This is a genomic window from Arthrobacter humicola (assembly GCF_039531445.1).
GTDB lineage: Bacteria > Actinomycetota > Actinomycetes > Actinomycetales > Micrococcaceae > Arthrobacter > Arthrobacter humicola.
On record NZ_BAAAQB010000006.1, the window covers coordinates 329,069 to 349,976 of the forward strand.

The following is a 20,908-nucleotide window of genomic DNA, read 5'->3' on the forward strand; positions in this document are numbered from 1 at the left end:
CCACCGCAAGAGCCAAGGAGAACTGCATGCCTGCCATCCGAATCTATGAATCCGCTCTCTGCTGCGACACCGGCGTCTGCGGCCCCGACGTCGACCAGTCCCTGGTGGACGTGACCGCAAACGTGCGCCACCTTCAGGGCCTCGGCGCCGACATCGCGCGGCACAATCTGGCCAGCGACCCGACGGCCTTCGCTACGGATGAGACGGTCCGCGGCTACATGCACACCGTCGGATCCAAGGGCCTGCCGCTCACTGTCGTAGACGGCGTCACCGTCGCCACCGGCGCCTACCCGAGCAGGGCGCAGTTGCTGACGTTCGCCGGACTCGGCGAAGCGGCAGAAGAGCCGACCCCGCGCCCGGAGTTAGGCCTCACCGAAAAGAAGTCCGGCGGCTGCTGCGGCGGCTCCACGAGCTGCTGCTAAGTTCCGGCGTGAAGTTCCTTGAGAACCTGCCCCGGTTTGTGTTTTTCACGGGAAAGGGCGGCGTCGGCAAGACCTCAGTGGCCTGCGCGACCGCCCTGACCCTGGCAAGAGCGGGAATGCACGTGCTTCTGGTCAGCACCGACCCCGCGTCGAATGTGGGTCAGGTCTTTGGTGTGACCATCGGAAATAACGTCACGCCCATCCAGGAGGTGCCGGGACTCTCCGCACTGGAAATCGACCCGGAGCAGGCCGCCGAAGCCTACCGTGAGCGGATCATCGCACCCGTGCGCGGCCTCCTGCCGGAGACCGAACTGGCCAGCATTGCTGAAGGCCTGTCGGGCTCGTGCACCACGGAGATCGCCTCGTTCGACGAGTTCACCAACCTGCTCGCCGACGACCTGGCCTACGCGGAGTATGACCACATCGTCTTCGACACCGCCCCGACGGGCCACACGATCCGGCTGCTGCAACTGCCCGGTTCATGGACCGACTTCCTCGAGACGGGAAAGGGAGATCCGTCGTGCCTGGGCCCCCTCTCAGGGCTCGAGAAGCACAAGCAGGTGTACGCCAAGGCCTTGCAGGCTCTCACCGACCCGGCCCGGACACGCCTTGTCCTGGTCAGCCGCGCGCAGACATCATCCCTGACGGAGATCGAGCGAACCTATCGGGAACTGGGCGAGATCGGCATCGGCGGGGGTTACGTCGTCCTCAACGGCGTCCTGCCGCCCGCTGCCGGCGAGGAGGAACTCGCGCAGGCCCTGCGCGCCCGGGAAGCTGCCGCCGTCGCCGCCATGCCCGGCTCGGTTGCCGCCCTTCCGCGCGACGTTCTGGATCTGAAGCCGGGCAACATGGTCGGTATTCCGGCCCTCGAGACCTTGTTCGCGGCCGCCGGGGCCGGCATGCCGCCCGGCGCGGCGGCGGACGCCGAGGTCGAAGATGCCCCGCTGGCTGCCCTGGTGAACGAAGTGGAGCTCGACGGCCACGGTCTCGTGATGTGCATGGGGAAGGGCGGGGTCGGGAAGACCACAGTCGCTGCCGCCATCGCCGTCGCCCTCGCGAAACGGGGACACCCGGTCCACCTGACCACGACAGATCCGGCTGCCCATCTGACCGAAACGTTGCAGGGATCCACCCCGGGCCTGAAAGTCTCCCGCATTGATCCGGATGCGGCCATCCAGGAATATCGAAGCCACGTGATGGAGACCAAGGGCCGGAGCCTGGACGACGAAGGCCGCGCGGCGCTGGCCGAGGACCTCATGTCCCCGTGCACGGACGAGGTGGCCGTGTTCCGGCAGTTCTCCAGGGTGGTCCAGGAATCCCGCCGCCACTTCGTGGTGATCGACACGGCGCCGACCGGCCACACACTGCTGCTCCTGGACGCCACGGGGTCGTACCACCGCGAGATCTCCCGCCAGGTCGGCGGCACGATGGGGTTCGTGACACCGCTCATGCGGCTTCAGGATCCGGCACAGACCAAGGTTGTCCTCGTCACCCTGGCTGAGACGACACCTGTGCTCGAAGCCGAGGTTCTGCAGGATGATCTGGAAAGGGCGGGCATCCATCCGTGGGCTTGGGTCATCAACAACTCGATCGCAGCCGCACACCCGCAGTCGCCGTTCCTGCGGGCCCGCGCCGCGAGCGAGATCGAACAGATCGCGAAGGTGCAAACGTTGACAGACCGGGTCGCCCTCATTCCCATGCTGCCCGAAGAGCCTGTGGGTGAAGACAGATTGTCGGCGCTGACCGCTCTCAGCACCCAGCCTGCCTGACCCGCCGCAACGACCCCGCCGCACCGTGTGCGGCGGGGCCGTTGCCTTCCCGGCTAGCCGCCCAGGCGCTCGGCCAGCAGGGCTTCGATGTCCTGGGCGGTGGCGTCCAGCCTGGCAATCGTGTCACGCTGGATCGCCCGCAGGTACTCAGCATCCGACTCGCCGTCCTGCACCCAGTCCTCATCGCCGGGGGCGTCCATCGCCTGGCGCGTGTTGGCGGTTGCTGCCTTGATGTTCTCCAACATGGCACGCAGCCGGTCCTCGGTGGTGGGAGTCCTGGCATTCATGGTGTCCTCCTGGGTCGCGGCCGCAATGTCAGCTCTTGGGGACTACCTTTGCCCCCGCCGTGCCCCCAGCGCAAGAACTAAAGGGCCTGTGTGCGCCGTTCGATCAGGACCGTGTCCCGCCACTGGCCGGCGGCAGGGCCGCGGGCCATGCGGGCAATCTTTTCCCGTCGCCCCACAACCCTGAAACCATGCGCGAGGTGCAGCTTCAAGCTCGGTTCGTTCTCCGGAAAGATGCTCGCCTGGATGGTCCAGATGCCGCGCTCTTCCGTCGAGGCGATCAGGGACCGGAGGAGGACTGATCCTATCCGTTGGCCGCGGGCGGCCTCGGACACGTAAATGGAGTGTTCCACGACGCCGGAGTACACAGGACGGGTGGAAACGGCGGAGACCGCCGCCCAGCCGAGGACGCCGCCGTCGACCGCCTGCGCCACGAGGCGGTGGTCGGTGAGCCGCGAATCATCGAAACTGGGCCAGTCCGGCGCCGCGGACTCGAACGTTGCCTGCCCGGTCGCGATTCCCTCGCCGTAGATCCGTTGGGCCGCGGGCCAGTCTGATTCCCGCATCGGACGGATCGTGAGGTCGGGCTCCGAATTGCGACTCACAGGGAGGCCAGGATGCCGGCCGTCTGCTCGATGGCGCCGGGAACCAGGGAGTAGTAGGCCCAGGTGCCGCGCTTCTCGCGGTGCAGCAGGCCGGCGTCGACCAGGATCTTCAGGTGGTGGGACACGGTGGGCTGCCCCAGGTCCAGTGGCTCGGTGAGATCGCAGACGCAGGCCTCCCCGGCTCCGGCAGCCTTGACGATGGAGAGCAGCCGCAGCCGGTTCGGATCGGCCAGGGCCTTGAAGACCAGGGCTTTCTGCTTCGCCTCCTCAGCACCCAAGGCAGGCACTCCTGCCGGGGCGCAGCAGGATTCATCTGTGGCCGGCTCGAGTATAGGCAGGGAGTTCATGTACCCATTATGCCTTGATATTGACAATCATCAATGTTAGGGGAGCCCCCGGGCGGGAGTGGCTGGGGCGCATGCCGCGTTGGGGTGGAGACGCAGGGGGGTCGGCCCGCCAGGGGCGGCGACGGCTAGGATCTGGCCGTTTCGGAACTGCGCGGGAGAACGGCGTCGTCCGCGGTGCGGGCCGCGGAGGGGAACAGGATCAGGAGGAGGCCAAGGCCGACTGCCGTGCCGACCAGCTGCGCCACGACGAAGCCGGGAACGGAGGCCGGTGCGATGCCGGCGAAGGTGTCGCTGAAGATGCGGCCGACTGTGACCGCCGGGTTCGCGAACGACGTCGAGGACGTGAACCAGTACGCGGCCCCAATATAGGCGCCCACCGCCGGCGCGGCGAGCACGCCGCGCGAGGTGGCTGCGAGGGCGAAGATCAGCAGGATCAGACCCGCGGTAGCGATAACCTCGCCCAGCAGATGACCTGGGGTTGCGCGCTCCTTGGCAGAGATGGACGTGCCCACCTCGAACATGGCGTTCGCGAGCACGCTGCCCATGACCGCACCCACGGTCTGGGCAACCGCATAGGTGACAAGCTCGGGAAGGGTCAGCCCGGCGCCGCTGCGTCGACCCAGAATCCAGTCGGCGAGGGAGACCACAGGATTGAAATGCGCGCCGCTCACGGGTCCGAGCACCAGAATCAGCACCGTCAGGCCCAGCGCCGTGGCCGTGCTGTTCTGGAGCAACTGCAGGCCAACGTCGCCGGGGGAGAGTTGCTGGGCGGCGATTCCGGAACCGACGACGATCATCACGAGCAAGCTGGTGCCGAGCAGTTCAGCGACGGCACGACGCCACAGCGGCGGTTGGTGGGAAGTCATGGCAACAGCTTGACCCAAAGAATTAACTCAGTCAAAATTGAATCAATGAATATTGAGGCAATCAAGGATCTTCGGGCGCGGGCAGCCAAACATGCCGCCCTCGCCGATCCCGCGCGGCTGCGCATCGTTGACCTGCTGACCCTGGGCGACTTCTCCCCCACGGAACTGCAGGCAGAGCTGGGGATGCCGTCAAATCTGCTGTCCCACCACCTGCGCGCCCTGGAAGATGCCGGACTGGCAACCCGCCACCGCTCCGAGGCCGACAGGCGCCGCAGCTACATCCGGCTTGCCGCCGGCGCCCTGGAGGGCCTGGTGCCCGGCGCGGAACACGGGGCCCGCCGCGTCCTGTTCGTCTGCACGAAAAACAGTGCACGGTCCCAGTTGGCCGCCGCACTGTGGCAGCAGGTCAGCGAAATCCCGTCCATGTCGGCAGGAACGCATCCCGCGGACCGCATCGCCCCGGGTGCCATCGAAGTCGCCCGGCGTCACGGCGTGGACCTCGCCGACCTTCCTCCCCGCAACCTGGAGCAGGTGGCAGGGGACGGGGACTTCGTCGTGACGGTCTGCGACAATGCCCATGAGGAGCTGCCCGGACTGGGCGGCGTGCACTGGTCAGTGCCGGATCCGCTGCGCCTGGGCACCGAGGAAGCCTTCGAAAACGCCTTCAATGACATCGCCCACCGGATCAATGACCTCGCGCCGCGCGTGCTCGCCGCCTGATTACCCGACCCTGACCGCCCACTCCTTCCCGCTGCGGACAAGGGGCATGTCCCGCCGGTTCATCCAACGCCGGCCGGGATGCCCGACGGGGGCAGTGAAGGCGATTTTGCAAATATTGACAATCATCAATCTATCGTCCGATACTTTCTGCATCGATCATCATCAATGTTCTGCCGAGCGCTGCACGTGTCGGGCACAGGACCTCAACCGGACCGCGACGCACCCGTCACCCAACTGATTCCAGGAGAAACCCCGTGAGCACCGAAACCGCCAAGAAGCCCTCCGTCCTGTTCGTCTGCGTCCACAACGCCGGCCGCTCCCAAATGGCCGCAGCGTTCCTCACCGCCCTCGGCCAGGGCCGGATTGAGGTCCGCTCCGCCGGTTCCGCCCCGGCGGACAAGGTCAACCCCGCAGCCGTCGAGGCCATGGCGGAACTTGGCATCGACATGTCCGCCGAAATCCCGAAGGTCCTCACCACCGAGGCCGTGAAGGAATCCGACGTCGTGATCACCATGGGCTGCGGCGACACCTGCCCGATCTTCCCCGGCAAGCGCTACGAGGACTGGGAGCTCGAAGACCCGGCCGGCCAGGGCGTCGCCGCCGTCCGGCCGATCCGCGACGAGATCAAGGGGCGCATCGAGGACCTGATCGCCTCCCTCGCCCCCGCCAAGTAAACGGCCCCCAAGGAGGACCGCCATGAGCGCCGACGTCGTCACCGCCGACATCGTTAGTACAGAACAGCTGATCATCATCGGATCCGGCCCTGCCGGCTACACCGCTGCCATCTACGCCGCCCGCGCCGGCCTCAAGCCGCTGGTCATCGCCGGAGCCGTCACCGCCGGCGGTGCCCTCATGAACACCACCGAGGTGGAGAACTTCCCCGGCTTCCCGGGCGGCATCCAGGGTCCGGAGCTAATGGACGGGCTCCAGCAGCAGGCCGAGAAATTCGGCGCGCAGGTCGTGTTCGACGACGTGACCGAGGTCCGGCTCACCGGTCACCTCAAGCGCGTGGTCACCGCTGCGGGGCAGGCCCATGAAGCGCCCGCGGTCATCCTCGCCACCGGGTCCGCCTACAAGGAGCTCGGCCTGCCGGAGGAGAAGAAGTTCAGTGGCCACGGCGTCTCCTGGTGCGCTACCTGTGATGGCTTCTTCTTCCGTGACCAGGACATCATCGTGGTCGGCGGCGGCGACTCGGCGATGGAGGAAGCGACGTTCCTGACCCGCTTCGGCAAGACCGTGACCGTCGTCGTGCGCAAAAACGAGCTGCGGGCCTCCAGGATCATGGCCCAGCGCGCCAAGGACAACCCCAAAATCCGCTTCGCCTGGAACTCCGCCGTCACCGGGATCCACGGCAACGGAAAGGTCACCGGCGTCACCCTGACCGATACCGTCACCGGGAAGACACGTGAGCAGGCGGCCACGGGGATCTTCGTCGCGATCGGCCACGTGCCCCGCACCGAACTGCTGTCCGGCCAGGTGGACCTCGATGCCGAGGGCTACATCAAGGTCGACTCCCCGACCACAGTCACCAACCTGACCGGAGTCTTCGCCTGCGGGGACGCCGTCGACCACCGCTACCGCCAGGCCATCACCGCCGCCGGCACCGGTTGCGCCGCCGCCCTCGACGCGGAACGCTATCTCGCCGCGCTCGAGGACGCGGACAGCATCGCCACCGCCCTGGTGGAGGACCCCACCCACTCTTGAACTGCACCACGCAGCACCCCGCCTCCCGGCCTGCCCAACTAGCTCGCAGCAGGGGCCGTTTTGAGCCCTCAAAACGGCCTTAAGTGAGAGCTAGTTGGGTGCCGGACCGCAACCCCGCCGGATGAAGAGGACACCATGGTTGTAACCACTACGCTTCCCGTAGCTGTCATCGGAGCCGGGCCCATCGGTCTCGCCGCGGCAGCGCACCTGCTCGAGCGCGGCCTGCAGCCGCTCATCTTCGAGGCCGGCCCGACGGCGGGCGCCGCCATCGAGCAGTGGCGCCACATCCGGCTCTTCTCTCCGTGGCAGTACAACACCGACGCCGCCGCCGTCCGCCTGCTCGCCCGTACCGGCTGGGAAGCACCTGAGCCGACGGCGCTGCCCACCGGAGGGGACCTCATCGACCAGTACCTCACCCCGCTCGCCGCGCTCCCGGCGATCGCGTCCCGACTCCACACCGGCGCCCGCGTCGTGGCAGTGACCCGGCAGGACATGGACAAGACCCACAGCCGGAACCGCGACACCGCCCCCTTCGTGGTCCGGGTCGAACACGCCGACGGCGAAGTCCGCGACTACCAGGCCGCAGCTGTCATGGACGCCTCCGGCACGTGGTCCACCCGGAACCCGCTCGGAACCTCGGGCCTGCCCGCCGTGGGAGAAGCTGCCGTGGCCAACCACGTCTCCTCACCCCTGCCGGACGTCTTGGGACGCGACCGTGAGACGTTCGCCCGGCGCCGGGCCGTCGTCGTCGGAGCTGGGCACTCGGCAGCCAACACCCTCCTCAACCTCGCCGAGCTCGCAGCCCAGGTGCCCGGGACGAAGATCGTCTGGGCGATCCGCGGCGCCTCCGCGGCCAAGGTCTACGGCGGTGGCGACGCCGATGGGCTGGCCGCCCGCGGCCAACTCGGCAGCCGGCTCCGCAGCCTCGTCGAGTCCGGTGCCGTGGAACTTCACACCGGCTTCGGGATCGCCTCCCTTGCAGTGTCCGACGGCACCGTCACCTTGACCTCCACGGACGGCCGCACCCTGGAGGCCGACGTCGTCGTTCCGGCCACCGGTTTCCGCCCCGACCTGGGCATCCTCCGGGAACTCCGGCTGGAACTGGACCCGGGCGTCGAGGCCCCGCGTGACCTCGGCCCGCTGATCGACCCCGAATTCCACTCGTGCGGCACCGTGGAACCGCACGGAGGCAAGATGCTCGCCCACCCCGAGCAGGACTTCTACATCGTCGGCATGAAGTCCTACGGCCGCGCCCCGACCTTCCTGCTCGCCACCGGCTACGAGCAGGTCCGCTCCGTCGCCGCGGCCTTGGCCGGGGACCGGGAAGCGGCCGACGCCGTCCAGCTCGAACTCCCCGAGACCGGCGTCTGCTCCTCGGACATCGGCACCAGCTGCGACGTCCCGGCTGCCACTGCGGGGTTCGTGGCTGAAACCTCCGGCGGATGCTGCGGAGCCCCTGAGCCTGTGCTCGTCGGGTTCCCCACCGGGCTGGCCCACGGCCGCTCCGGCGAGAACTGACCTCGTTCAGCTGCAGGACAATACCGAGGTCCTGCAACGGATTAGTGCGCGGCTGGCAGACCCGGCCGGCCTGCCCGTCGCGGCCGTGCGGATCATCGGTGATGAGATCCATGACCGGGTCAAGACACTGACAGCAGCACTGCTCAACAACCCAGGCTCAGACAAGGAAGAATTAGACACATGACCCAAACCGCGAAAAAGCCCAGCATCCTGTTCGTCTGCAGCAAGAACGGCGGCAAGTCCCAGCTCGCTGCCGGGCTCATGAAGCAGCTCGCCGGCGACGGGATCACCGTCCATTCCGCAGGCACCAAGCCGGGTGCGTCATTGAACGCCCAGGCCGCGGAGTCCCTGGCCGAACTTGGGATCGACATCACGGGTGAACACCCCAAACCGGTCACCGACGCGGTCCTGGACGCCGTGGATGCCGTGATCGTCCTGGGCACCGAAGCCAAACTGGAACCCCGCGACGGCACCCGTTTCGAGGTCTGGGAAACGGACGAACCCGCCGAGCGCGGTATCGAGGGCATGGACCGCATGCGCCTGGTCCGGGACGATATCAAGGCCCGGGTCCGGAAGCTGCATGCGGAGCTCACTGGGAACTAGGCCATGCCCGTCCCGGCGCTATCCCGCACACTGGCCCCCGAGGGTGTGCATTCCCGTGCCGGATGAGGCCTGGCCGGACGGTCCGATCGTGCTCTGCGTCGAGTGGATGTTTCCGGAGCATCTGGTCCGCACGGCCGCTGATCTCGCGAGCGGGCTGGGACAGCACCTTGTCTGCGCCTTTGTAGACCCCTCCAGTTTCCTGACGGAATGGGAGCCGGACGGCATCCGGACGGCGCATTCACTCGACCCGGTGGTGAAAGAAGAGACCGATTTTCCGTCCGGGCAGCTGCTGCGGAACCTTGAAGCGGTCCTCGGACAGCCCGGGGAGTCGTGGTCCTTCCGCGTCCTCAACGGAGACGTCGCCAAGGCCCTTGGCCGTCTGGCGGACAACGTCGGCGCATCCTTGCTGGTCGTGGGCGCCGAGCGACCTGGTGCCTTGGCGTGGATAGACAGGCTCCTCGAAGGATCGGTTGCCGCGGCCCTGGTCAGCCGCCGGGAGTGGCCGGTCCTCATCATTCCGGACACCACCGCGTAGCCCCGCCCGCGTCCGTTCCGCAGCGGGAAACGGGGGTCACCGGATGATGCGACCATCGTGGATGACAGTCCTCGGCCTGTTCTGGTCCCAGAGAACTTCCGGGTCCGCAAAGGGGTCGCCATCCAGGATCACGGCATCGCCTGCCATCCCGGAGCTGATGCCCCCGATGCTTGGATCCTGAAGGAGTTCCGCGTTTACTGAGGTCAGTGACCTCAGCGTCTCCAGGACGCCTGCCGCCTCAATCTGAAGCCGAATGCCGACGAGCTGATCGTCCTCGAGGTCCCCCATCAGGTCGGATCCGAAGCCGACTTTGACTCCGGCCTGCAGGGCCAGTTCCACAGCGACCTTCCCGGCCTCAAGTACCTCGGCGTTCTTGGCCTGGGATACGGGGTTCAGACCCAGATCTGCTCCCCTTCTGCTCATGGCATCGTAGGCGGCAAGCGTCGGCACCAGGAAGCTCCCGCGCTCGGCCATCAGCTGCGCGGTGTCCCGGTCCAGGAGATTCCCGTGTTCTATGGAACGTACCCCGTTTTCCACTGCATGCCTGATTGCCTCGGGCGAATACGCATGGGCCGCCACGTAGCTCTTGCGCCGGGTGGCCTCGTCCACCACCGCCCGGACTTCTTCCGCTGAATACTGCGGCAGCCGGATGGGATCCGTCAGGGACACGACCCCTCCGGAGGCCATGATCTTGATGGCGTGGCTTCCCGTGCGGAACCGTTCACGGACTGCCTTGCGCAGATTGTCCACTCCGTCCACTACGGCACACATGTGACCGTGATCGAAGCAGACGTCCAGGTCCGCGGACCGAGGATCGCCATGGCCGCCGGTCTGGCTGAGTGCAGGGCCCGTGTAGTAGTACCTCGGCGCCGTGACCAGGCCGCTATGGATGGCGCGGGCCAGCCCCCTGTCCCCGCCGGCCACATCGCGCACGGTAGTGAATCCCCGCCGCACTGCGGCGCCCAACCGGCGCGCCCCCACCAAGGCTGCGTAGCTCAGGAGCGAGCGCTCAACCTCAAGGCCGCCCAGTCCCACGGCGTACGCGTGAAAATGTGCATCGATGAGACCGGGCACCACCACCCTGCCGCCGGCGTCAATCACCTCACCTTCGGGGATGACGTCGCCGATCTCCTGAATAAGCCCGTCCCGGAACACGATGGATCCTCGCGCCAGCTCGGGCGAATGTCCGTCAAAGATCCGGGCATTCTGGATGGTCAGAGAGGGTGCGTTGGTCATGGTGACAACTCCTCGGGAGGGACGTTGGTGGTTGCGGCAACTCGTCGGATCGGCGCCCTAGGTGCCGGCCGGCTCCGTGGAACCGCGCACGATCAGTGAACTTTGGAGGATCAGCTGGGACTCTTCCAGGCCCTTGCCCTCCATGAGCCGGCGGAGCTGTTCGCCGGCCTTGGCCCCCAGGGCGTCGCCGGGCAGGTGGACGCTGGTCAGACCCGGGCTGGACGTGGCCGAGTACGGCAGGTCGTCGAAGCCTGCCACGGCCAGTTCCTGCGGAATGCGGACACCGGCCACCCGGGCTTCCTGCAGCACCCCGTAGGCATGGGTGTCGGTGGCGCAGACGACGGCGGTCACGCCGTCCCGCTGCCAGGCCGGCCACACCGCCGCGAACGCTGACGCGGCCGCGCCCACGTCAATGGTGGTGCCGATGACATGGTCCGGCGCCACGGTGACGCCCAGTGCGGCGGACTCGGCCAGGAACGCCGCCCGGCGGATCTCGAAGGTCGCGGTGCCGGTCACGCTGTCCACGTACGCTGCCCGTTTGTGGCCGGAGTCCGCCAGGTGCCGGGCCAGCAGGCGGGCGCCATGGCCGACGTCGAGGTTCACCGAGGGGGCGAAGGACTCCAGGCCCGGGGCGTCCAGCAGGACCAGCGGTCCCGCGACGGACAGCTCGTCCAGGAACGCCGCGCTGGGCGCGTCCACCAGCAGCCCGGCCGGCCGCAGGGCCAGCAGCCGGCGGACGTCGTCGACGCGCGGAAACTCCCCGGCGTCCGTGACGGAGAGCAGCAGCTGGTAGTCGGCGCCCAGGGAGCCGCGGACGCCGGCTATGACCTTGGCGAAGAACGGGTTGGAGATGTCCGGGGCCACGAGAATGACGATCGAACTGATGCCTTTGGCCAAGGAACTGCCGATGCTGTCCACCACATAGCCGAGTTCGGCAATGGCTTCCTGGACCCGCGAAATGTTGTCCTCCGACACCCTCCCCCGGGTTTTTCCGTTGGCCACAAGGGAGACCGTTGCGGTGGAGACCCCGGCCCGCGCGGCCACCATGGCCGCAGTGACGCGCGGGGTGCGCCCGCGAAGTTCTTGCACGTGATCGCCGGATTCCATACCTCGATCGTAACCGGGAGCAGCCGGATGTATGCGCCGCAATACATCAAGCGCTTGACGTCATGAACGTTAAGCGCTTGACGTATATCTCGGCAGAGTGCCAAACTCTCACTGAACGCTTTAGTGCGCCGCCCCGGCGGACCCCCAACGACGTGGAGATAGACGTGGATCCCATCACCTTGAAACCGGAACGCCGGAAGATCATCCTGGACTGCGACCCGGGACATGACGACGCCGTGGCCATGCTGCTGGCTCACGGCAACCCGGACATTGAGCTCCTGGCCGTCACAACGGTCGTCGGCAACCAGACCCTCGAACGGGTCACCCGCAACGCCCTCTCGGTCGGCACGATTGCCGGCATCACCGGTGTCCCCTTCGCCGCCGGCTGCGATCGGCCGCTGGTCCGCAGCATCGAAACCGCCCCGGACATCCACGGTGAGAGCGGTATGGACGGCCCCGCCCAGCCAGAATCGAACATCGAACTGGACCCCCGCCACGCCGTCGACCTCATCATCGACACCGTCATGGCGCACGAGCCGGGTACCGTGACCCTGGTGCCCACGGCCGGACTGACCAACATCGCCATGGCGGCCCGCAAGGAACCGCGCATCGTGGAACGCGTGAAGGAAGTCGTCCTCATGGGCGGCGGCTACCACGTGGGCAACTGGAGTGCCGTGTCCGAATTCAACATCATCATCGACCCCGAGGCCGCACACATCGTCTTCAACGAGCCCTGGCCGGTGGTCATGGTGGGCCTGGACCTCACGCACCAGGCCCTGGCGACCCCCGAGGTCGTGGAAAAGATCGCTGCCGTGGGCACCCGGCCCGCCCAGTTCGTGCTGGAACTGATGGAGTTCTTCACCAAGACGTACAAGGACGCCCAGGGCTTTGACTACCCTCCCGTCCACGACCCCTGCGCGGTGGCCTACGTCATCGATCCCACCGTCATGACCACCCGCAAAGTGCCGGTGAACATCGAACTGCAGGGCCAGCTGACGCTCGGCATGACCGTGGCCGATTTCCGGGCCCCGGCGCCGGCGGACTGCCACACCTCCGTGGCCGTGGACCTCGACCACGGGAAATTCTGGAACCTCGTCACGGACGCCCTGGTGCGCATCGGCGACGTGAACCCGTCCGCCGCCGTCAGCGTCGACGCAGGAGCAGCCAACTCATGAGCACCCTGACCTACGAACCCAAGACCACGCGCGGAAGCGTCACCGCCCTCACCGCCGCACTGCTGACGGCCTGCGTTGCCTTCCAGCTCAACGCCTCCATGCTCAGCCCCGCCCTGGTCACGATGGGCACCGAACTGCACACGGACCAGGCCGTGATCGGCCTGTCCCAGACCTGGTTCTTCACCGCCGCAGCACTGTTCTCCCTCTTCCTGCCACGCCTGAGCGACATTGTGGGACGCAAGAAAATCCTGCTGGGCATGATGGTGATGATGGCCGTCGGCTCCCTGATCGCGGCCATGGCCCCGGACATCACGTGGCTCTTCGTCGGCCGCATCGTCCAAGGGGTCAGCGGTCCCACCGTGCCGCTGTGCCTGATCATGCTGCGCTCGGCCGTCAGCGACCCGCGCAAGTACGGCGCCCTGATGGGCCTCATCACCGCCGTCAACGGCGGGGTTGCCGGCGTGGACTCGTTTGTGGGCGGCTACTTCGCCGAACACTTCGGGTTCCGCAGCATATTCTGGCTCATGGTCGCCCTGGCACTCCTGGCCGCGGCTCTCGTCGCCGTCCTGGCCGGCGAAAGCAAGCCCGCAGTCGGCACCAAAATGGACTGGCCCGGCGTGTTCTTCATCGTGATCGCGGTCGGCGCCCTGCTGACCGCCCTCAACGAAGCCTCGAAACTGGTCAGCGCATTTTCTGCCGGCACACTCACCCTGGCCATCGCCCTGGTCGCCGTGGCCGCGATCGCCTTCTGCGGTTTCTGGATCGTGGAAAAGCGCACCCCGCAGCCGATGGTGGAAACCGCGCACCTGCGCCGGCGCTCCACCTGGGCGCCCTTGTTGACCACCACCCTGACGATGACCGGCGTCTTCGCGGTCATCAACGGGATCGTTCCCGCCTACGTGCAGGCCACTGCCCCCGGCTTCGGCGTGGGCCCCACCGAGATGTCGCTGATCATCCTCACCCCCTATGCCCTGCTGGGCTGGATCGTCGGCCCGATTACCGGCCGGCTGGCCCCGGTTCTTGGCTACACCAAGGTTCTGCGGATCGGCATGGCCGGCAGCGTCGTGGCCCTGGCCATCATTGCCTTCTTCGGCCTCAGCAGCCTGCCCATGATGATTGCCGGAACAGCGTTGCTGGGCATCATGTACGCGGGCACAGTCAACATCATGCTCAACGGCCTGGGCGTTGTCCTCTCCCCCGAAGGCAACCCCGGCTTCCTCCCCGGCATGAACGCCGGCGCGTTCAACCTGGGTGCGGGCCTGAGCTTTCTGGTCCTCCCGGCGGCGCTCGTGGCCTCCTCCGCGTTGGGCGACGCCCAGGCTTCCTACCTGAACGCGATCGCGGTGGGCCTTATCATCACCGTGGCGGCATTTGCTGCTTCACTGCTGATTCCCAAGCCCGTGGAAGCTGAGGCGAAGTGACCATCGCGACCCCTGCCCCGATCGTCGTCGTCGGCTCGCTGAACGCGGACCTGACCATCTACTGCGAGCGGCTACCGCTTCCCGGCGAAACGGTGCACGGGAACGGTTTTGCGGTGAACCCGGGAGGCAAAAGCGCCAACCAGGCCGTCGCCGCGAGCAAGCTCGGCGGCCGGGTCGTCCTGATCGGCGCGGTCGGCGACGACGCCAACGGCACCATGCTCCTGGCCTCCACCGCCGGGGCGGGCGTGGATGTCTCCCGCGTCCGCCGCTCCCCCGAGGCGGCCACCGGCGTCGCCGTCATCTCCGTGGACGCGAGCGGTGAGAACAACATCATCATCTCGGCCGGTGCCAACGGCACGCTGGCACCGGAGGATGTTGCCGGCTCAGCCGACGTGTTCGAGCGCGCATCGGTGGTGTGCCTGTGCCTCGAGGTTGGCCTCGACACCGTTGAAGCGGCGGCCCGGTTGGGGCACGACGCCGGCGCAACAGTCCTGCTCAACCTGTCGCCTTACGCCGAGATCCCCGCGAGTCTCGCCGGCCTCTGCGACGTTCTGCTCGTGAATGCGCACGAGGCGTCGCTGTTCCTGGGCGGCACCGCCGTGCCCGACGCCGGCGCGGACACGGCGGCGTGGGCGCCGGTCCGGAGCAGGTTTGCCGATCGCGGACTGCAGCGCGTTGTGGTCACCTTGGGCGCTGACGGCTCCGTGGTCCTGGACTCGGGTGCCGGCGCCGGGGGCCACGTCACCCGGATTGAACCCACCAGGGTCAACGCCACGGACACCACCGGCGCCGGCGACGCCTTCACGGGGGCCGTCGCGGCACGCCTGGCTGCCGGGGAATCCCTCCCGGCCGCTGCCGCCTTCGCCTCGGTCGCCGCCGCCCTGGCAGCGACCAGGAAAGGGACGCAAACGGCCTACCCGGAAGTGGCGGACGTCGAGGCAATGCTGGCGTAGCGGCCGCCCAGCTGGCTGGGAGCGCCACAGGGCCGGGGCCGCTTGGCCGAGCAACCAGCGGCTGCACAGCACAGCCCTTTCAAACTAGGGCGCTGTTGCACTTACCCCAGAAAGGCCCACAATGGTTCGATCGGATAGGAGTATCTGCCGGGCGATGGCGGCCGCGACTTACTGGAGCGTCAGTGGCGAGCGTCTTGACCTTTTCGGCCGGAAAGCAAGCGAACTTGTACCGACTAATGATGGGGCTCCTCGGCATGATCACTTTGCGCAAACACGTCCTCCCCTCAGTCCTCGCGGTGATTCTGCTCTCGACGTCGGCCTGCACCTCCGAGACCGCGGCCGGCACCCCGACCGGCAGCGCGAGCAGCAAGCCCGCCAAATCCGCCAGTGCTGCGCCTTCCCGGCCTGCTGTTCCGCCGCTGGATCCGGTGAGTCCTGTGGACGCGCGTACGGTGCTGGCCGCGTTCAAGTCCCGGGGCATGGTGGACCACCTGAAGGCCCTGCAGCAGGTTGCTGATGCCAATGGCGGCAACCGCGCCTCGGGCACCTCCGGGTATGAGGAATCGGCCCGCTACATCGAGGAGCAGTTGCGGGCTGCCGGGTACTCACCAGTCCGGCAGACCTTCAGCTTCAAAGGGGAGGGACGGGGCAAGCCGAAGGTGGAGTCGTTCAACATCCTGGCCGACACGGAGGGCAGCGCCGAGCGCACCGTGGTGGTGGGCGCGCATCTGGATTCCGTGAAGGACGGCCCGGGAATTGACGATAACGGCAGCGGGGTGGCAGCGGTCCTTGAGACCGCCCGGTGGATGAAGGAGTCCGGGATTACGCCGGCCAATAGGGTCCGGTTTGCGTTCTGGGGTGGGGAGGAGGACGGCCTCTACGGGTCCCAGCACTACGTCGATTCGCTGAGCACGCAGGAGCGCAGCCAGACCCCGGCATACCTGAATGTGGACATGGTGGCCTCGCCCAACGGTGTACGGTCCGTGCACGACGGCGACGGTACGGATTTCGGCCACGCCGGGCCGGCCGGGTCCAAGGCGATCGAGGACATCTTCTTCCGCTTCTTCAAGGAGAACTCGCTCCCCGCCGAAACCACGCCCTTCGATGGCGGTTCCGACTACGACGCCTTCCTGACGGCCGGCATTCCGGGCGGCGGGCTGTTCACCGGCGATGAGAAGAAGAAAACCCAGGCCCAGGTCCAGGCCTACGGCGGCGAGGCCGGCAAGCATCTGGATCCCTGCTACCACGAGGCCTGCGACACCATCGCGAACACCAACCCGGATCTGCTCAAGGACATGTCCGGCGCCCTCGCCTACGCCACCGCGGCCTACGCGATGGCCAAGCCCGCGTAAGCGCAGAGAGGTCCCCGGCACGGCCACCCCGTGATGAGGGGCCGCGCCGGGGACCTGTGCTTCCTGACTGCGATAAGTTCCTTAGGTTTCGGCTCCGGGTCGCACTGGCGTTCCCTCCGCCTGCCTGTCGCGCTAGAGGGCCGCGCGGGTGGTGTTCGGGACCGGAAGGTCGGTCGCCTGGGGCATGACAACCTCTATGGTCAATTCGCTGACGGCGGGAACGTCGAGGAACTTGCGGTGGAACCGCGGGCCGAGGATGGCGTAGGACGCGGCGCTGGCCAGTCCCCCGGCGAGCCAGGACAGGTCCCATCCGCCCAGGGCGACGGCGATGGGTCCCTGCATAGCCGGCACCAGCCCGTACATGAACAACCACGTGGCGTAGATGCCGATGAGCAGGGAGGCGATGCCGGCCGGATTCACGCCCGGCAGGCGTTTGGTGCCGATGGCGTCGAAGAGCCTGTCAGGGTTGCCGGGCCAGCGCTTTTCGATCCAGAAGTAGTGGACCAGCATGACTCCGCCCCAGGCGGCCACCCAGGCGACCAGCCCGATCAGCCAGGCATCCAGTACGGAGGCAAAATCTTCCTGGAAGATGAAGAAGATTACGGCGGCAAGTGAGAAGACGCCGACGAACAGGTTCAACTTGCGCCTGCTGATGGAGATGTCCAGTGCCTGAGTGGCCACGGAGAAGGTGTAGATGTTCAGGATGTTGGTCGCGATGGGGCCGTGCAGCACCATGAGCAGCACGGGCAGGGCCAGCGCGCCGAAGTTCAGCACGATGAGTTTTCCGGGGTCGATTTCGCCGGTGTTGGTGGCCAGGCTGGCCCCCAGGATGCCCAGCCAGACGACGGGGATGAACTGGCCCAGCACCGAAGCGAGGTAGACCTTGCGCTTGGGCACCGAGGTGCTGACGAAGCGGGAGTAATCTGCGGCGTAGGTGAACCAGGTGATGCCCCAGCCGATGCCGATGGCCGTCATGACGGCGCTCATCGCGGCGATGCGTTCGGAGCCTTCCAGGATGTGACCTGCCGGGCCGGCGTAGGTCCAGTTGATCTGCATGCCGAACCAGGCCACTGCCGACATCACGGTCAGGATGATGATGGTCGGCGGGACGGTCCATTTCTCGAACGCGGCGATCGCCTTGTAGCCGAACCAGGCAATGGCCACCTGGGCCGCCATGATGAAGGTGGCGATGCCGATCTTCCACGCATAGTTGTGGGCCTCCGGGTCAACCCAGCCCAAGGTTCCGAACAGCGCCATGACCAGGTCCAGGATGATCCAGGTGTTGACTGCGCACCAGCCGATCACCAGAAGGGCCTGGATGGCCGCCGGGAGGTAGTTTCCGCGCCGCCCGAAGGCCGCGCGGGCCAGCACCATGCCGGTCGCTCCCGTCTTTTGGCCCAGAAGGACAAAGCACCCGAAGAGCAGCATGCCGATCAGGTTTCCAAGGACAAGAACGGTGACGGTGTCCGCGAACCCCAGCCCGAGCTGGATGCCGAGCGCACCGAGCACCCAGTTGATCGGGGCGAGGTTGGCGCCGGCCCAGATCCAGAACTGGCCGGACACCTTGCGGGTGCGCTCTGATTCGGGGATGGGGTGAAGCCACGCTTCGTGGTCTTCGCTGGCCGCTGGTGCGGTGCCGGCCGAAACCAAGGGGGATTTTTCACGCATTGGAGCCTCCGTGAGCGATTGGGGTGCTTCAAGATTATGTGGCACATGCCACATCCGCCTATATATGATGTGTCTAGTTAATGGTTGCTTTACGCGACGGAGTGTCATGTCAATACGTCTTCAAGATGTCCTGCACCACCCGACGCTGGCGGCCGCCGATCCCGTCGTCCGGGCGGCCAGCAGCAGAGCTGCCCGGACCCAGCTCCGGTGGGTGCACTCGAGCGAGATTCTGGACATCGCTCCCCTGCTCGACGGCGGTGAGCTTCTGCTGACGGGAGGCGAGGCCCTCGCTCTCGCCTCTGAGGACCGGCGGGTCGCTTACATCCACCAGCTGGCAGAGCGGGGAGTGGCGGCCTTGGCCATCGAAACCGGCGTCGCTCTTCCTTCGCTCCCGTCCTTGATGGTGTCAGCCGCCGAGGCAGCCGGGCTTCCTCTGATCGAGCTCCGCAAGGTGGTGCCGTTTGTCAGTGTTATGCAGGCCATCAACTCGTCCCTGGTCAGCGAGTCGGTGTCCCAATTGCGGCGGGCAGACGAAGCCAGTCACGCGATGGCCGTTGAGCTGGCACATGGCGGCAGCCTGGACCGGATTCTGGCCGTACTCGCCGGAATCACGCACGCCGAGGTGGCCCTCGCTTCCCTTACAGGTGTGACCCTGGCCAGTGCAGCGCCAGAGAACACCGTTGTCGGCGACACAGTCGGCGGCTCTATCCCCGCGCCGCAGGAACATGCTCGTCTGATCCGGATCGATGTGCCCGTGCGCGGAATCCTTGCGGCTCAGCTGGTGCTCCGGGTCCCGGCGGACGAGGATGAGAACCTCGCGCGGACTGCCGGCAAACGTTCCGTGGATATCCTGGCGCTGGCCATGCTGCAGCGGATGTCGCCCGGGCTCCGGGAGGTTGCGGGAGCTGCCTTGATCCGGGCGGTGGATTCCGGCAGCCAGCCGTGGAGGCTTCAACAGCTGGCCTCGGCAGCAGGAATTCCGGCCTCCGCGCCGCTCGCGGCTGTGGTGGTCCGCTCGGATCTCTCGCAACAGTTGCGTTCGTCGGTGGAGCAGCTTCTGGCCCGGGCGGCACGGTTCCATGCGAGCTATGTCGACAACGCCGAGCTTCTCGCAATAGTCGGCTTGGCAGGGGATGCCCCGGAAGAGAGCCGGCAGAGGCTCCTGGCCGCCCTGCTGGAGCTTCCGGCCATAGATGGGATGCAGGCCGCGGTGGGACCACTGGCGACCGGAATCTCGGACGCTCCCTGGTCGCTGTCCGAAGCCAAGCTCACCCTGGAATTGGCCGCCTCGCGGGAAAAATCCGGTCCCGGCGGCGGGCCCCATCCGGTGGTCGACGCGGAGGCATTCGCAGTGGAACGTCTCTCCGTCCAGTCTCTGGATCCCGATCAGCGGCGCACCTTCGTGCGCCAGCAACTGGGCGCGCTCCTGGATCATGATGCGCAACGCCATTCGCGACTTCTCGACACACTGGCGGTGTGGATGGATTCCGGGTGCAACACGGCCCACGCAGCCCGGGAGCTGCACGTGGAGCGGCAGTCCATGCACCAGCGGCTGCGGCGGATCTTCGATCTATGCGGCGGCGACCCCCGCACCACGGGCCGGCTGGCTGCACTGCATCTGGCGGCCAGGCTGGCCCGGCTCAGTTGAGGCTGGTGCGGAAGCGGGTGCGGTTGTGCGGGCGCGTTAGTTCTTGCTCTGGGGCGCGCGTCCGCCCAGGCGTGTGGTGACCTTGTGGGCCGCGGCGGCGCATGCTTCCCCCAGGCTCTGCAGCCTTTCCCGTGAAACGCGGAACCGGGGTGCCGAGATCAGGACGGCCGCCACGATGTCACCGCGGTGGTCGTAGACGGGGGCCGCGACGCCCACTTCGTCGATCGATGATTCGCCGTAGTTGATGGCCCAGCCCCGGACGGTCACATCCTTGAGCTTGATCTGGTAGCCGTCCAGGCCGGCGTCGTCGAGTCCCGGATAGCTGATCGCTCCGCTGCGCAGCAGCGTCCGGACACGTTCTGACTGCTCGGCGGACAGGAACACTTGAACGGAGGCGCTCATGGCGTCCGTGTACCGGGCACCCAGCGGGGTGGTGTGTTTGATCTGGTGGTGGCTGGCGATCTGTTCCACGCACATCGATTCGGCGCCGTTCCACACCATGAGGGCGCTGGTTTCGCCGGTCTGTTCGGTGAGTTCGCGCAGGACCGGGTAGGCCACGCGCCGTTCTTCCAGCTCGGCCAGCAGCGGTCCGGCGACGGCGATCAGTCCCAGCCCCAGCCGGAAGCGGCGGCTCTCCGGGTCGCGTTCCACCAGGTGTTCCTGTTCGAAGGTGGCCAGGATCCGGGAAACGGTGCTCTTGTGCAGGCCCACCCGGTTGGCGATCTCGGTGACGCCGAGCAGTGGCTCGTCGGCGGTGAATGTTCGCAGCACGGCGATGGCGTTGACTATGACGGAGGTGCCCTTGGTGTCGCCGTTGCCGGTGGTTTCGGGAGATTCTGCTGGGGTCATGGTGTCTACCATCATTCCGTATGAGGGCCGGGAAGCGGCGCCACGGTGGATGTGGCGCCGCTTTTGCTGTCGGTCCCTTGTCGGGGTGTGGTGCGGTTAGGCGCCGATGATGTTGTATTCGGGGCC

At 67.0% G+C, this 20,908-nt stretch carries 21 protein-coding genes; 13 read left to right on the forward strand and 8 right to left on the reverse strand.

What is annotated here, in order from left to right:
- The first annotated feature begins 26 nt into the window (after positions 1-26).
- On the forward strand, positions 27-422 hold the full coding sequence (gene arsD / locus ABD243_RS02475) for an arsenite efflux transporter metallochaperone ArsD (RefSeq protein WP_344361668.1): 396 nt from the start codon (positions 27-29) through the stop codon (positions 420-422).
- 8 nt (positions 423-430) lie between these two features.
- Entirely contained in the window at positions 431-2,191 is a 1,761-nt protein-coding gene (gene arsA / locus ABD243_RS02480) for an arsenical pump-driving ATPase (RefSeq protein ID WP_344361671.1), read from the forward strand.
- A 53-nt stretch (positions 2,192-2,244) separates the two neighbouring features.
- Here the strand turns inward: arsA and ABD243_RS02485 are convergent, their stop codons facing one another.
- From ABD243_RS02485 to ABD243_RS02500, 4 genes are all read right to left on the reverse strand, one after another.
- Positions 2,245-2,478 (reverse strand): hypothetical protein, encoded by a 234-nt coding sequence (locus ABD243_RS02485; protein ID WP_116765379.1) that lies wholly within the window; start codon positions 2,476-2,478, stop codon positions 2,245-2,247.
- A gap of 77 nt (positions 2,479-2,555) precedes the next feature.
- On the reverse strand, positions 2,556-3,041 hold the full coding sequence (locus tag ABD243_RS02490) for a GNAT family N-acetyltransferase (protein WP_344361675.1): 486 nt from the start codon (positions 3,039-3,041) through the stop codon (positions 2,556-2,558).
- A 35-nt stretch (positions 3,042-3,076) separates the two neighbouring features.
- On the reverse strand, positions 3,077-3,427 hold the full coding sequence (locus ABD243_RS02495; protein ID WP_344361677.1) for an ArsR/SmtB family transcription factor: 351 nt from the start codon (positions 3,425-3,427) through the stop codon (positions 3,077-3,079).
- Positions 3,428-3,552: 125 nt separating this feature from the next.
- Positions 3,553-4,293 (reverse strand): aquaporin, encoded by a 741-nt coding sequence (locus ABD243_RS02500; protein ID WP_344361680.1) that lies wholly within the window; start codon positions 4,291-4,293, stop codon positions 3,553-3,555.
- A 45-nt stretch (positions 4,294-4,338) separates the two neighbouring features.
- On the opposite strand from ABD243_RS02500, the gene ABD243_RS02505 reads away from it, so the two are divergent.
- From ABD243_RS02505 to ABD243_RS02530, 6 genes are all read left to right on the forward strand, one after another.
- Positions 4,339-5,013 carry an arsenate reductase/protein-tyrosine-phosphatase family protein gene (locus ABD243_RS02505; protein ID WP_344361683.1) on the forward strand — a complete coding sequence of 225 codons (675 nt, stop codon included), beginning with the start codon at positions 4,339-4,341 and terminating at the stop codon, positions 5,011-5,013.
- 254 nt (positions 5,014-5,267) lie between these two features.
- Entirely contained in the window at positions 5,268-5,687 is a 420-nt protein-coding gene (locus ABD243_RS02510) for an arsenate reductase ArsC (protein ID WP_344361686.1), read from the forward strand.
- 22 nt (positions 5,688-5,709) lie between these two features.
- Complete coding sequence (gene trxB / locus ABD243_RS02515) at positions 5,710-6,717, forward strand: thioredoxin-disulfide reductase (protein WP_344361689.1); 1,008 nt, start codon at positions 5,710-5,712, stop codon at positions 6,715-6,717.
- A 135-nt stretch (positions 6,718-6,852) separates the two neighbouring features.
- The gene (locus ABD243_RS02520; RefSeq protein ID WP_344361691.1) at positions 6,853-8,235 is read left to right on the forward strand and encodes an FAD-dependent oxidoreductase; all 1,383 of its coding nucleotides are present in this window, start codon (positions 6,853-6,855) and stop codon (positions 8,233-8,235) included.
- Between the two features lie 180 nt (positions 8,236-8,415).
- The gene (locus ABD243_RS02525; RefSeq protein WP_344361693.1) at positions 8,416-8,838 is read left to right on the forward strand and encodes an arsenate-mycothiol transferase ArsC; all 423 of its coding nucleotides are present in this window, start codon (positions 8,416-8,418) and stop codon (positions 8,836-8,838) included.
- A 55-nt stretch (positions 8,839-8,893) separates the two neighbouring features.
- Positions 8,894-9,373 carry a universal stress protein gene (locus tag ABD243_RS02530; RefSeq protein WP_344361696.1) on the forward strand — a complete coding sequence of 160 codons (480 nt, stop codon included), beginning with the start codon at positions 8,894-8,896 and terminating at the stop codon, positions 9,371-9,373.
- Between the two features lie 36 nt (positions 9,374-9,409).
- Here ABD243_RS02530 and ABD243_RS02535 read toward each other — a convergent pair whose 3' ends face one another.
- A complete protein-coding gene (locus tag ABD243_RS02535) occupies positions 9,410-10,609 on the reverse strand; it encodes a metal-dependent hydrolase family protein (RefSeq protein ID WP_344361698.1) in 1,200 nt (399 codons plus the stop codon).
- Positions 10,610-10,666: 57 nt separating this feature from the next.
- On the reverse strand, positions 10,667-11,716 hold the full coding sequence (locus tag ABD243_RS02540) for a LacI family DNA-binding transcriptional regulator (protein WP_344361701.1): 1,050 nt from the start codon (positions 11,714-11,716) through the stop codon (positions 10,667-10,669).
- Positions 11,717-11,868: 152 nt separating this feature from the next.
- On the opposite strand from ABD243_RS02540, the gene uriH reads away from it, so the two are divergent.
- The 4 genes from uriH to ABD243_RS02560 all read left to right on the forward strand — a co-directional run bounded on the left by uriH (position 11,869) and on the right by ABD243_RS02560 (position 16,617).
- Positions 11,869-12,891, forward strand: a complete 1,023-nt coding sequence (uriH, locus tag ABD243_RS02545) for a uridine-preferring nucleoside hydrolase UriH (RefSeq protein ID WP_425547110.1) — start codon at positions 11,869-11,871, stop codon at positions 12,889-12,891.
- Positions 12,888-14,312, forward strand: a complete 1,425-nt coding sequence (gene uriT, locus ABD243_RS02550) for a uridine transporter UriT (protein WP_344361706.1) — start codon at positions 12,888-12,890, stop codon at positions 14,310-14,312. The genes uriH and uriT overlap by 4 nt, the downstream gene beginning before the upstream one ends.
- Entirely contained in the window at positions 14,309-15,265 is a 957-nt protein-coding gene (locus ABD243_RS02555; protein ID WP_344361709.1) for a ribokinase, read from the forward strand. The genes uriT and ABD243_RS02555 overlap by 4 nt, the downstream gene beginning before the upstream one ends.
- 254 nt (positions 15,266-15,519) lie before the next feature.
- A complete protein-coding gene (locus tag ABD243_RS02560) occupies positions 15,520-16,617 on the forward strand; it encodes a M20/M25/M40 family metallo-hydrolase (protein WP_344361712.1) in 1,098 nt (365 codons plus the stop codon).
- A gap of 132 nt (positions 16,618-16,749) precedes the next feature.
- Here ABD243_RS02560 and ABD243_RS02565 read toward each other — a convergent pair whose 3' ends face one another.
- Entirely contained in the window at positions 16,750-18,285 is a 1,536-nt protein-coding gene (locus ABD243_RS02565; protein ID WP_344361715.1) for a purine-cytosine permease family protein, read from the reverse strand.
- 106 nt (positions 18,286-18,391) lie between these two features.
- Here ABD243_RS02565 and ABD243_RS02570 point away from each other — a divergent pair, with 106 nt between their 5' ends.
- Positions 18,392-19,933 carry a PucR family transcriptional regulator gene (locus ABD243_RS02570; RefSeq protein ID WP_344361718.1) on the forward strand — a complete coding sequence of 514 codons (1,542 nt, stop codon included), beginning with the start codon at positions 18,392-18,394 and terminating at the stop codon, positions 19,931-19,933.
- 36 nt (positions 19,934-19,969) lie between these two features.
- Here ABD243_RS02570 and ABD243_RS02575 read toward each other — a convergent pair whose 3' ends face one another.
- Positions 19,970-20,782, reverse strand: coding sequence for an IclR family transcriptional regulator (locus tag ABD243_RS02575; RefSeq protein WP_344361721.1), 813 nt, complete (start codon positions 20,780-20,782; stop codon positions 19,970-19,972).
- Positions 20,783-20,908 lie beyond the last annotated feature (126 nt).